This window comes from Alcanivorax sp. UBA3183, assembly GCF_002364155.1.
Classification (GTDB): Bacteria; Pseudomonadota; Gammaproteobacteria; order Pseudomonadales; family Alcanivoracaceae; genus Alcanivorax; species Alcanivorax jadensis.
This window is the reverse complement of record NZ_DEXN01000019.1, coordinates 76,279-88,177: the sequence shown is the minus strand read 5'-3', so window position 1 is coordinate 88,177 and position 11,899 is coordinate 76,279. Positions and strand designations below refer to the sequence as shown.

The 11,899-nt window shown below is 61.6% G+C and carries 11 protein-coding genes; 6 read left to right on the top strand and 5 right to left on the bottom strand.

Features of this window, described 5'->3' with window-relative positions:
• Positions 1-291: 291 nt before the first annotated feature.
• From B3Q33_RS08720 to rsgA, 4 genes are all read right to left on the bottom strand, one after another.
• Positions 292-1,437, bottom strand: coding sequence for an alpha/beta fold hydrolase (locus B3Q33_RS08720; protein ID WP_273009872.1), 1,146 nt, complete (start codon positions 1,435-1,437; stop codon positions 292-294).
• A 210-nt stretch (positions 1,438-1,647) separates the two neighbouring features.
• Entirely contained in the window at positions 1,648-2,526 is an 879-nt protein-coding gene (gene asd / locus B3Q33_RS08715; RefSeq protein WP_273009870.1) for an archaetidylserine decarboxylase, read from the bottom strand.
• A 19-nt stretch (positions 2,527-2,545) separates the two neighbouring features.
• The gene (locus B3Q33_RS08710) at positions 2,546-3,361 is read right to left on the bottom strand and encodes a sulfurtransferase (protein WP_035245058.1); all 816 of its coding nucleotides are present in this window, start codon (positions 3,359-3,361) and stop codon (positions 2,546-2,548) included.
• Positions 3,362-3,461: 100 nt separating this feature from the next.
• Positions 3,462-4,493 carry a small ribosomal subunit biogenesis GTPase RsgA gene (gene rsgA, locus B3Q33_RS08705; RefSeq protein ID WP_035245056.1) on the bottom strand — a complete coding sequence of 344 codons (1,032 nt, stop codon included), beginning with the start codon at positions 4,491-4,493 and terminating at the stop codon, positions 3,462-3,464.
• A gap of 67 nt (positions 4,494-4,560) precedes the next feature.
• Between rsgA and orn the strand changes: the two genes are divergently transcribed.
• On the top strand, positions 4,561-5,106 hold the full coding sequence (orn, locus tag B3Q33_RS08700; protein ID WP_272963255.1) for an oligoribonuclease: 546 nt from the start codon (positions 4,561-4,563) through the stop codon (positions 5,104-5,106).
• A gap of 175 nt (positions 5,107-5,281) precedes the next feature.
• Here the strand turns inward: orn and queG are convergent, their stop codons facing one another.
• The gene (gene queG, locus B3Q33_RS08695) at positions 5,282-6,331 is read right to left on the bottom strand and encodes a tRNA epoxyqueuosine(34) reductase QueG (RefSeq protein WP_273009868.1); all 1,050 of its coding nucleotides are present in this window, start codon (positions 6,329-6,331) and stop codon (positions 5,282-5,284) included.
• Between the two features lie 45 nt (positions 6,332-6,376).
• Here queG and B3Q33_RS08690 point away from each other — a divergent pair, with 45 nt between their 5' ends.
• The 5 genes from B3Q33_RS08690 to B3Q33_RS08670 all read left to right on the top strand — a co-directional run.
• Positions 6,377-7,888: an NAD(P)H-hydrate dehydratase gene (locus B3Q33_RS08690; protein WP_273009866.1), complete on the top strand. Its 1,512-nt coding sequence runs from the start codon at positions 6,377-6,379 to the stop codon at positions 7,886-7,888.
• A gap of 11 nt (positions 7,889-7,899) precedes the next feature.
• Complete coding sequence (gene tsaE, locus B3Q33_RS08685; RefSeq protein ID WP_035245051.1) at positions 7,900-8,334, top strand: tRNA (adenosine(37)-N6)-threonylcarbamoyltransferase complex ATPase subunit type 1 TsaE; 435 nt, start codon at positions 7,900-7,902, stop codon at positions 8,332-8,334.
• Positions 8,321-9,673, top strand: coding sequence for an N-acetylmuramoyl-L-alanine amidase (locus B3Q33_RS08680; protein WP_273009864.1), 1,353 nt, complete (start codon positions 8,321-8,323; stop codon positions 9,671-9,673). The genes tsaE and B3Q33_RS08680 overlap by 14 nt, the downstream gene beginning before the upstream one ends.
• A 189-nt stretch (positions 9,674-9,862) precedes the next feature.
• Positions 9,863-11,689, top strand: a complete 1,827-nt coding sequence (gene mutL / locus B3Q33_RS08675) for a DNA mismatch repair endonuclease MutL (RefSeq protein ID WP_273009863.1) — start codon at positions 9,863-9,865, stop codon at positions 11,687-11,689.
• A gap of 51 nt (positions 11,690-11,740) precedes the next feature.
• The coding region (locus B3Q33_RS08670) for an isopentenyl transferase family protein (RefSeq protein ID WP_286827489.1) at positions 11,741-11,899 on the top strand (159 nt) is incomplete at its 3' end.

Here is an 11,899-nt window from a genome sequence, read left to right as displayed (position 1 = left end):
GTAGGAGCGGCGCTTGAGCCGCGAACCGCGCTTGCGCGGAAATCGCCCATAGAGCAATCAGGCATTTCAGCACTCGACAGCTTCCAGAAAGAACGGCGGACAGAGCTTTGCCTCTGCCCCCTCGCTACGCTCGGTTCGCACCTCAAGCGGTGCTCCTACATTGAATTCTCAAATCCTTGCCAGGGCTTGGATCGCGCCATCAGCGACGCTCCTGCATCCTGGCTGTTCGCGACGGCACAATTCGGTTGGCACGGACGAGCCCGTCTAGAAGCTGGTAGCTAGCCGCTGCTTTCAATCCCGCTCAATCAGCCAGTCGGCAATTCGTGCCCAGCTCTGTTTCTGTGCCGCGGCGCTGCCAAGGATTCCCATGTGTCCGCCTTCAATGGTGATGAAGGTCTTGTCCTTGCTGCGGATCAGCGGCTCCATGGCCTGGCTGCATTCCGGCGTCACGATAGGGTCGTTGGCGCCGGTGATGTTCAGCACATTGGCCGTGACCTGATTCAGGTGACCTTCGGTTCCCTCCATGGGGAGCTGACCGTGGGCCACCACATTGTCGGTCCACAGGTAACGGATGATGTCCTGAATTACGCCGCCCGGGTAGGCCACCATGTCGTCCAGAAAGGCGCCGTTGGTGGCATGGGCGGAGACGAAGTCCCGGTCGTGCAGGTTCTTCACCAGATTCCAGTAGCCCTGCAGGCTGCCTACCGGGTTGGTGAGTTTGAAGGCCAGACTATTGACCCAGCCGGGAGAGCGCAGCAGTCCCGCCGGCACATCATGGATGCGCAGGCCGGTGGTGCGACGGATCCATTTGGCCCGGCGGCTGAAACGGCGGTACTGGGCACCCAGGGCGCCGTTACGGTGATAATCCGTGGGGGCGCCTACCAGTACCAGGTTCTTCACGTCCGGGTCTTCGCCCAGCGCGCTATAGCAGAGACTGAACAGGCCGCCGAAGCTCCAGCCGTGCAGGCTCAGCTGCTGCTTGCCGCTGTGCTGACGCACTTGCACCAGCAGTTTGGGCAGGTAGTCGGAAAAATAGCTGCTCAGACTCAGATGGTTGTGGTACTTGCCGGGACGACCCCAGTCCACCATGTACAGCTCGAAGCCGCGGGCGCGCAGATAGCGCACCAGACTGCGCTGGGGGAACAGGTCATAGATCAGCATGTTCACCGCCAACGGCGCCACCAGTACCAGCGGTGTACGTTGGGCGCCCCGATTTACGGGCATCACCGTGCCGTCCGTGAGGGGGATGGCGTTCTCCTGCAGCGGCGGGTAATAGCGCAGCTTCACCAGGCCGTCGTCGAACAGGGTCTCGTGGGGCGTTTGTTCGGCCTGGCTCAGGGCGTCCGCCTGAAACAGCCGGGCGCGGCCGTTATCCAGGCGCTGTAGCCAGGGGCGAGTGGTGTTGTGGAGAGCCTGTTGCAGGGTGTCAGTGATCATGGTTACACCGGCGATCAATTCGTTGGGCGGCCATTGTAGGGAAGATGCGGCAATCTGCAGTTGCTCTGCGGACCGGGCCTGATGTCAGGCGGGACACCCGGTCAATCCGGGTCATTGAATGATGGGAGGATATGGAGTAGACGAGAAAAGCGAAAATGTTTCGGCTTCAGGTGGGGCAACGGGCCGATGGCATCGGCCCGTTATTCGGAATCAGGCCGGGGTGTGTTCGCTGTACTGTCCCAGCTTGCCTTTCACCCGCACCAGGCTGCCGGCTTTCAGGTCGGCTTCGAAATTCGCTTTGCCTTCCGGGAACAATAGCACCACGGTGGAGCCAAGCAGGAAACGGCCCAGTTCGTCGCCTTTCTCCAGGGTAATGGGGGCGGTGCGCTGGTAGTCGGTGGTAACCACCTGTTTCGGCAGGGGCGTCACCTGACCGCTGAACACGGTTTCGATGCCGGCCACAATCATGGCCCCCACCAGAATCACCGCCGCCGGGCCGTGCTCGGTGTCAAAGATGCACACCAGTCGCTCGTTGCGGGCGAACAGGTTGGGTACGCCGTTGGCGGTGGCCTCGTTCACGGAAAACAGGTCGCCGGGCACATAGCGGGTTTCGCGCAGGGTGCCGGTGACCGGCATGTGCACGCGGTGATAGTCCCGGGGAGACAGATAGATGGTGGCGAACTGGCCATTGGTGAATTCGCTGGCCAGGGCGCTGTCGCCGCCGAGCAGATCGTACAGGGAGTAGTCGTGGCCCTTGGCCTGGAACACCTGATTGGCGCGAATGGCACCCAGCTGGCTCACCGCTCCGTCCGCCGGGCAGGCGATGTCGGTGGCGTCCGCTGCCTCCAGTGGCCGGGCGTCCGCTTTCAGTGCTCGGGTAAAGAAGGCGTTGAAAGTCTCGAACTGGTCCGGGTCTTCGATCTGGGCTTCCGACAGGTCGATGCCAAAGCGCTTCATGAAGATGTTGATGAAAGTGGTCTTGATCCACGGCACTTCGCTACGCGCCAGCATGCCCACCAGCCGGGACAAGGCATGCTGGGGAATCAGGTATTGCAGGGTAACGAAGAGCTTGTCGCGCCAGTTATTCAAGAGAAGTCCTTAACGTGGGTTATTCGGATTTTTCCGCCGGGGTGTCGGGGTGGTTGCCCCATTCTGCCCAGGAACCGGCGTAGCCTCGGAGCATGGGGTAGCCCAGGATCTTGCCCACCAGCCAGGAAAAACTGGAGCGATGGTGGGTCTGGCAATGGCAGATCACTTCCTTGTCGGGCGTGATGCCGCGGGCCTCCAGCTCCGCACGAATGTCATCCAGGGGACGCAAACGCAGGTTGTTCTGCTTGTCCATGGGGTCGGTCCACTCGTAGTGGACAGCGCCGGGAATATGGCCGGGCTTCTGGGCAAAAGCGCGCACGCCGGAATATTCTTCTTCCGAGCGGGAATCCCAGATTGCCACCCCGGGATCCTGATAATGGGCCAGCAGGTAATCCAGGTTCACCTCGGTCAGCGGATCATGTTCGCCCACTTCGTAGTCGCTGGGGGTGGGTTCAGTGGATTCGCTACTGGTGGGGTGCCCCTCTGCCAGCCAGGCATGAATGCCGCCGTTCAGATAGCTGTAATGCTTGTGGCCAATGGCATCCAGGGTCCACAACAGTCGCCCGGCCCAGCCGCCGCCTTCGTCGTCATAGGCGATCACATGGGTATCCGGCGTCAGCCCCAATCCGGAAAACAGGTCACCGAGGGTGTCGTCATCCGGCAGCATGCCCGGTGCCGGCTGGGCGCCAGTCTGCAGGCGTCTGAAATCCAGATGAATCGCCCCGGGCACATGGGCCTGGACATAAATGGTGGGCTTGCTCAGATCAATGATGAGCAGCTTGTCATCGCCCAGGTGCTTGGCGAGGTCGGCAGGTTCGAGCAGCAGAGGAAGCATAAAAGGCAATTGATAATGGATAATTGAAAATGGATAACGAGAGACTCTGCCCGTTAGCGAGCCCCATTATCAATTATCAACTATCAATTATCCATTGCCGTCAGGAGTATCTCTCCCGCCCGTCCTCATCCAGGGTGTCGGCAATCTGGTAGAAGTTGGCCAGCCGTTCTTCGCTGATCTCGCCGCTTTCCGCCGCCATGATCAGGGCGCAGCCGGGCTCGTTGCGGTGGGAGCAGTTGCGGAATTTGCAGTGGCCGGCCAGGTCGGACAATTCCCGGTAACCGTGCAGCAGCTCATCTTCGCTGATATGCCAGAGGCCGAACTCGCGGATACCGGGGGAGTCGATCAGCTCGCCACCAGTGGGCAGGTGAAATAGCCGTGCGGTGACCGTGGTGTGCTGGCCCAGGCCGGAGCTGGCGGACAGGTCGCCCACTTGCAGGTCAGCCTCTGGCAGCACCGCATTGACCAGGGAGGATTTGCCCACCCCGGATTGCCCCACGAACACGCTGGTCTTGCCGACCAGGGCCTCCTGTAACGGCGCCAGGCCTAGGCTGTCATGGGCGCTGACTTCCAGCACCGGGTAACCGAGCCGTTGGTAAAGCGCCTTCATGTCGTCAATAAAGGGGCGCAATTCCTCATCGATCAGGTCAGCCTTGTTGAGCACCAGGGTGGCGGGAATGTCAGACAGTTCTGCCGCCACCAGATAACGGTCCAGCAGGGCGCTGGAAGGCGTCGGCAAGGGAGCAAACACCACCAGCATCTGCTCCACATTGGCGGCCACCGGTTTCAGGTTGCCGTACATGTCCGGCCGTTTCAGTACCGTATGCCGTGGCTCGATGGCCTCCACCACGCCCAGGCCTTCGCTTTTCGGCGGCTGCCAGATGACCCGGTCGCCCACCACCAGTTGTTCCAGGGTGGCGCGGAAGTGACAGCGCATGGATTCGCCATCGGCACTTTCCACGCCCACCTGCTGGCCGAAGTGGGCGGTGATGGTGCCGGTCTGCTCGTCGCCGAGGTCGTCCGCCACCAGGGTCTCCAGCTCCGCGTTGCGTCGCTGTGCCCGATCGCGTTTTTCCGCCTGGATTTTTTCAATACGCCACTGTTGGCGTCGGTTGAGCTTGCGTTTGGCCACGAGGTATTCCGGTTGATTGGTGGCCGCATGCTACCATGTCGGCATAAAGCCATGATACGGAATGCCCATGACTGACAAGCGCAACAATCTGATCTGGATCGATCTGGAAATGACCGGCCTGAGCCCGGCCAACGATCGCATCATCGAAATCGCCACCATTGTCACCGATGCCCAGTTGAACCCGCTGGCCGAAGGGCCGGTGCTGGCGGTGCATCAGAGTGATGCCCTGCTGGATGGCATGGATGAGTGGAACACCGAGCACCACAATAATTCCGGGCTGGTGGCCAGGGTAAAGGAGAGCCGCATCAGCGAGATGCAGGCCCAGGCCCAGACACTGGATTTCCTGAAGGAGCATGTGGAGGCGGGTATGTCACCCATGTGTGGCAACAGCATCTGCCAGGATCGCCGTTTTCTGGCCAACTACATGCCAGAACTGGAAGCCTTCTTCCACTACCGTAACCTGGATGTGTCCACGCTGAAGGAGCTGGCGCGACGCTGGAAGCCGGAGATTCTGCCGGGCTTCAAGAAGGACAACAAGCATCTGGCGCTGGACGATATCCGCGAATCCATTGCCGAGCTGCAGTACTACCGCGAGCATTTTATTGATTGCTGATGCTGGCACGCAAAACTGTTGGTGCCATCAGTGGTAGAGAGGGCTTCCCTGTTGCCGAATGAGCGGCGCTTGAGCCGCGAAGAGTCCCGGGAAAGACTAACCAAGATCCTCGCTACGCTCGATTCGCGGCTCATACCCACAGGGCACAGAGAGCGCCGCTCCTGCGGAGGGGATATTATGTTTGGGTGTGTCGCTCCAGCGCCCAGCACACATGCTCTTGCACTGTCTCGTCCGGAAAGTCCCGCCTGTCTCTTAGCGCCTGCACAATCTCTTCTGATCCCGGCGCATTCCCCAGCGCCACGGCAATATTTCTCAACCACTTGCGATACCCGGCCCGGCGAATGGCGCTGCCTGCGGTGCGCTCCAGAAATTCTTCCTCGCTCCAGGAAAACAACGTCACCAGATCGCTATCGCCCAGCCCGTGGCGGGGGTGAAAGTCGCCTTCGCCGGTGTGTTGGGCAAAGCGGTTCCAGGGGCACATAAGCTGGCAGTCATCGCAGCCGAAGATACGGTTGCCGATGCCTTCGCGCAGGTCTTCGGGGATGCTGCCTTCATGCTCGATGGTCAGGTAGGAAATGCAGCGCCGGGCATCCAGCTCATAGGGGGCGACAATGGCGTCGGTGGGGCAGACGGTGATGCAGGCCCGGCATTTGCCGCAGTGATCTTCACCGGGCTGATCCACCGGCAGAGGAATATCCGTGTAGATCTCGCCGAGAAAGAACCAGCTGCCCGCTTCCCGGTTCAGCACCAGGGTGTGTTTGCCCTGCCAGCCCAGTCCGGCCTTGGCAGCCAGGGGCTTTTCCATCACCGGGGCGCTGTCCACAAAGGCCCGGGCCAACTGGCTGTCGGCCACTTCCTCACGAATGCGAGCGGCCAGGGTGGCCAGGCGCTTGCGGATCAGTTTGTGATAGTCGCGGCCCAGGGTGTAGCGGGACACATAGGCCTTGTCTTTCTGTTGCAGTATCTTCACCGGTTGCGTATCCGGCGGCAGATAATCCATGCGTGCGGAAATCACCCGCAGTGTGCCGGGTTCCAGCGCATCCGGACGGTAACGTTTGTTGCCGTGGGCGGCCATCCAGTTCATCTGGCCCTGGTAGCCTTTTTCCAGCCAGGCTTTCAGCTCTGCTTCTGCCGCATGCAGATCCGTGTCGGCAATGCCGATCTGCTGGAAGCCGAGCTCGCGCCCCCAGAGCTGGATCTTTTCTTTCAGTGCCTGCAGGTCCATGGTTTGAGGGGATATAATGCCGGGAAATGAGGAGCAAAGGGTAACATGACGACACTGCCGAAGGCTCTCTATACCGCAGCACAGACCCGCGAACTGGACCGACTGGCGATTGCCGCCGGCACCCCGGGGGCCGAACTGATGGCCCGTGCCGGGCAGGCGGCTTTCGATACGTTGTGTGAGCGTTGGCCGGAAGCACGTCAGATCGCCGTACTGTGTGGCGGTGGCAATAATGGTGGCGATGGTTATGTGGTGGCGCGGCTTGCCCATGCCGCGGGGCTGGCACCACAGATCCATTTCACCACGCCCCCGGAAAAGCTCAAGGGTGATGCCCTGGCCATGGCCGAACGCTGCCGGGAAGCCGGCATCCCCATGACACCGCTGACACTGGATCGCCTGCCCGAGGAAGTGGACTTGTTGGTGGACGGTCTGTTGGGCACCGGGCTGAGCGGTGTTCTGCGCGATGAAATGGCTGCCTTGCTGACCGCGCTGAATGCCTTGCCGGTGCCGCGCCTGGCGCTGGATATTCCCTCCGGACTGGGCGCCGATACCGGCATGGCGCTGGGTGCGGTGTTGGCGGCGGACCTGACCTGTACCTTTATTGGCCTCAAGCGCGGCCTGCTGACCGGTGAGGGGCCGGTGCATAGCGGTGAGCTGTGTTTTTTTGATCTGCAGGTAGACCGGGATGTTTATTCCCAGGTGCCGGCGGATTGCCGAGTACCGGTGCCCGCCGACCTGCATGCCTTGCTGCCGCCGAGACGGGTCGATGGCCACAAAGGCAACTATGGCCATGTGGTGGTCATCGGCGGAGACCATGGCTTTGCCGGTGCGCCGGTGATGAGTGCCCAGGCCGCCGCCCGCTGTGGGGCTGGCAAGGTCAGCCTGATTACCCGTTGCGATCATGTGGCAGTGGCGCTCAGCCGGCAGCCGGAAATCATGGCCCGCGGTGTAGAAAACGCCAGTGACGCGGCGCCCCTGCTGGAAGCGGCCAGTGTCATCGCCATTGGCCCGGGCCTGGGTCGCGATGACTGGGGGCGTGCCCTGTTGGCCCTGGCGCTGGAAAGCGGCAAGCCGCTGGTGATCGATGCGGATGCATTGACGCTAATGGCGGACGATGACCGCATTGGTCAGGGAAACTGGGTGCTGACCCCTCACCCTGGTGAGGCCGGGCGGCTGCTTGGTGGGTCTGCAAAGGATATTCAGCAGGACCGCTTTGCTGCCCTGGAAACCCTGACGGCCCGTTACGGCGGCTCGGTTCTGCTGAAAGGGCTCGGTACCCTGATTCAGGGCGAGGATAGGCAAGGCGAGCGCAGTTGCGCCCTGATCCGTGACGGCAACCCGGGAATGGCCTCCGGCGGTATGGGCGATGTGCTCACCGGCGTGATTGCCGCCTTACGCGCCCAAGGCCTGACAGGCTATGATGCGGCCCGGCTGGGGGCCATGATTCACGCCCGCGCCGCTGACGCCTGTGCAGCCCGGTGTGGTCCACGGGGCATGCTGGCCACGGATCTGTTGCCGTATTTGCGCGCCGAGCTGAATGAAACCTGTCTGGCTGAATGACGAGAGCGTAGATGACTGTTGAGCATGTGGAGTTGCCCGATGAAGCTGCCACCCTGGCGTTGGGGGCCCGTCTGGCCCGCCGTCTGAGCGGTGGCGGCTGCGTTTATCTGGAAGGGGACCTGGGCGCCGGCAAGACCACCCTGGTGCGCGGAATGCTACGAGGCCTGGGTCATGAGGGGGCGGTAAAGAGCCCGACTTACACTATTGTGGAACCCTACGAGCTTGGCGGCGTCCATATCTATCACTTCGACCTGTATCGTCTTGGCGACCCGGAAGAACTGGAGTTGATAGGCGTACGGGATTATTTCTCCTCCGACAGCTTGTGCTTGCTGGAGTGGCCGGAGCGGGGCGCCGGGGTGGTGCCTTCACCGGATTTGACCATTACACTGGCCGTCAACGGCCGTGGACGAAAGGCGACCCTGGATTGGGCCTATGACGCATCGTGACAATAAGAAAAACCTTACCGCAGTGTTTGTGCTTCTGCTCAGTGGCTTCTGGGCCAGCCTGGGGTTTGCCCAGACCAACATTGATTCGGTGCGTCTGCACCGGGCCCCGGACCACACTCGCATAGTGTTTGATCTGCCCGCCCCGGTGGATCACAAACTCGACAAGCTGGCCAACCCGGATCGCATCGTGCTGGATCTGCTGGATGCCAGCCTGGGTTTCGACGTCAACACCCTGGATTACGCCAGCAGCCCCATTGCCAATATTCGTGTGGGCAAGCATAGCGACAAGACCCGTGTTGTCTTCGACATGAAAAACGGTGTGCGAACCCGTACCAATCTGCTCAAACCCATCGAGCCCCATGGCTGGCGTCTGGTGGTGGATCTGTTCGACAGCGAACTACAAAGTGCTGCCAAAACCAGTCCGGAACCGGTGAAGGAAAAGGAGGCACCCAGCGAGCCTCGATTGATGGTGGTGGCCATTGATGCAGGCCATGGTGGTGAAGATCCGGGGGCTCGCGGGCCCAGCGGTGTTTACGAGAAGACCCTGGTGCTGCAGATCGCCAAGAAGGTGGAAAAGCAGGTTAATGATCAGGCCGGTATGCGGGCGGTGATGGTTCGTGACGGGGATTATTATGTGCCTCTCGCCGAGCGTCGCCGCATCGCCCGTGAAGATCACGGGGCGGATGTGTTTATTTCCATCCACGCGGACGCCTTCACCGATGCCCGCGCCAACGGTGCTTCCGTATTTGCCCTGTCCAGTAGTGGCGCCACCAGCGCCCGGGCCCGCTATCTTGCCAAGATTGCCAACGAATCCGACCGGGTGGCCGGGGTCTACGAAGAGGAAAAGGACGACAGCTCCTTGCTCAGCGTGCTGGCGGACCTGCGCATGAATGGTTCCATGGCCGGCAGCCTTTACCTGGGTCGGCAGGTGCTGGGAGAAATGGGCAAGGTGACCAAGCTGCACGGTAACCGGGACCGGGTGGAGCAGGCCGGGTTTGCGGTGCTCAAGGAGCCGGAAATGGTCTCGATCCTGGTGGAGACCGGTTTTATTTCCAATCCGAAGGAGGAGCGCAACCTGCGCTCCTCCGCCCATCAGAGCAAACTGGCCCGCTCTATCGTCAACGGGGTGGATGCCTATTTCCGCAATCACCCGGCACCGCATAGCTGGTATGCGGCCCAGCGCCGTGAGCACGGCGAGCAGTATCGTATCCAGCCCGGTGATACACTCTCGGAAATCGCTCGTCAGTACAGCGTCTCCGAACAGGCGATCCGCAGCGCCAATGCGTTGAACGGGGATCGAATCGTGGTCGGCCAGGTGCTGAAAATTCCCGGTTCGTGAAGACCCCCTGTGTGGCGAACGATGTGCGGGAGCGATCATTGCACACACGTTGCCAGTGACGAGTCGCGAGTTTCGAAAAGCAAAACGTTTTGGCGTTCGCTTCTCGTTACTCGCGTCTTGCCAACGGGCTGTCCGATCGCTTTGGCATTACCTGTAATCTTTACCTGAATTCCATCAACAGAGACGCCCGTGACAAAGATCCAGCTGCTTGATTCCCGCCTTGCCAACCAGATCGCCGCCGGTGAGGTGGTGGAACGTCCTGCCTCGGTATTGAAAGAGCTGCTGGAAAATGCGCTGGATGCGGGGTCGGAATCCATTACCGTGGATGTGGAGCAGGGTGGTGTGAAGTTGGTACGGGTGCGCGATAACGGTAGCGGCATTGATCGCGATGATCTGCCCCTGGCCCTGTCCCGCCATGCCACCAGCAAGATCCGTGGACTCGACGATCTGGAAGCCATCGGCACCCTGGGGTTTCGCGGCGAGGCCCTGGCTGCAATCAGTTCGGTATCCCGGCTGACCCTGGCCAGCAACGTGGAGGGCGAAGCAGAAGGCTGGCAGGTGCAGGTGGAAGGGCGCGACATGGCTCCCTCGGTCACCCCGGCCGGGCATCCGCGCGGCACCACCGTGACCATGCGCGATCTGTTCTTCAACACGCCGGCCCGGCGTCGTTTCCTGCGCACCGAGAAAACCGAATTCAATCACCTGGAAGAAGTGTTCCGGCGCATTGCGCTCAGCGAGTTCAATACCGCTTTCCGGCTGACCCACAACCAGAAGGTGATCCACCAGTTGCCCGCCGGGCTGGATGACACCCTGCGCGCGGCGCGGGTGGCCAAGCTGTGTGGCAAGGGCTTTATGGAGCAGGCGATTCCGGTGGATGTGGAACGCGATGGCATTCGTCTGCACGGCTGGATGGGGCTGCCGACGTTTTCCCGCTCCCAGGCGGATCTGCAGTATTTCTATGTGAATGGCCGGGTGATTCGCGACAAGGTAGTCAGCCACGCGGTGCGTCAGGCCTACGCGGATGTGCTCTACCACGGTCGTCATCCTGCCTATGTGTTGTTTCTGGAGCTGGACCCGGCCCAGGTGGATGTGAATGTGCATCCCACCAAGCACGAGGTGCGTTTTCGCGAGCAGCGTATGGTGCACGGCTTCCTTTATAGCTCTCTGCATCGGGCCATCGCCGAAGTGCGCCCGGGCCAGTCAATGGCCGCCAGTGTGGTGGACGAAGGTGAGCCGGTAATGCCGGCCATGGAGCCCAGTCAGGCCAGCATGTCCCTGTCTGCCCCGGCGGGTCGGTCTTCCTATGCGTCCCCGCCGGGCAACGGATTCGGCTATGGACAGGGCCAGCGGCAGGCGGACGCCTACGGGGCGCTGGTGCGCCCCGGGGTGGCTGAAAACCCGGTCATGCCGCCGGCCTCGGAACAGGAAACCGTGCCGCCGCTGGGTTATGCGGTGGCGCAGTTGCATGGCATCTTTATTCTCGCTGAAAACCAGCAGGGGTTGGTGGTGGTGGACATGCATGCCGCCCACGAGCGCATTACCTACGAGCGGCTGAAACAGAGCTGGTCCGAAGACAAGGTGCGCAGCCAACCATTGCTGGTGCCGGTGTCGCTGGCGGTGTCCTCCCGGGAAGCGGATTTTGCCGAGCAGCAACCGGAGGTGTTTTCCCGCCTGGGGTTCATGGTGGACCGCGCAGGGCCGGAGACCCTGGTGGTGCGGGAAGTGCCGGCGATGCTGCGCGACAGTGACAGCGAAGCCATGGTGCGCGATGTCTTGTCCGACCTGCTGGCCCAGGGCAGCAGCGAACGGATAGAACAGAAGCTGGATGAGTTGCTCTCCACCATGGCCTGTCACGGCAGTGTGCGCGCCAACCGCCGGCTGACCATCCCGGAAATGAATGCCCTGCTGCGCGATATGGAAGCGACTGAGCGCTCCGGCCAGTGCAACCATGGCCGCCCCACCTGGACCCAGATGAGCCTGAAAGATCTGGATCGGTTGTTCATGCGGGGGCAGTAGGTGGACGCCGGACGCGACAGAACACCCTGTGCCCTGCCGGTTCTTTTGCTGATGGGGCCCACCTGTTCCGGCAAAACTGCACTGGCCATCGAGGCGGCGCAGACCCTGCCCATCGACATCATCAATGTGGATTCAGCGTTGGTCTACCGGGGGCTGGACATCGGTGCGGCTCGGCCCTCTGATGAGGAGCTGGCGGCGGCGCCGCATCGG

What these genes read in the sequence shown, in the direction of transcription:
- B3Q33_RS08720 (WP_273009872.1), bottom strand. Translation starts at nt 1,437, where the DNA reads ATGATCACTGACACCCTGCAACAGGCTCTCCACAACACCACTCGCCCC.
- B3Q33_RS08710 (WP_035245058.1), bottom strand. Translation starts at nt 3,361, where the DNA reads ATGCTTCCTCTGCTGCTCGAACCTGCCGACCTCGCCAAGCACCTGGGC.
- orn (WP_272963255.1), top strand. Translation starts at nt 4,561, where the DNA reads ATGACTGACAAGCGCAACAATCTGATCTGGATCGATCTGGAAATGACC.
- queG (WP_273009868.1), bottom strand. Translation starts at nt 6,331, where the DNA reads ATGGACCTGCAGGCACTGAAAGAAAAGATCCAGCTCTGGGGGCGCGAG.
- B3Q33_RS08690 (WP_273009866.1), top strand. Translation starts at nt 6,377, where the DNA reads ATGACGACACTGCCGAAGGCTCTCTATACCGCAGCACAGACCCGCGAA.
- tsaE (WP_035245051.1), top strand. Translation starts at nt 7,900, where the DNA reads ATGACTGTTGAGCATGTGGAGTTGCCCGATGAAGCTGCCACCCTGGCG.
- B3Q33_RS08680 (WP_273009864.1), top strand. Translation starts at nt 8,321, where the DNA reads ATGACGCATCGTGACAATAAGAAAAACCTTACCGCAGTGTTTGTGCTT.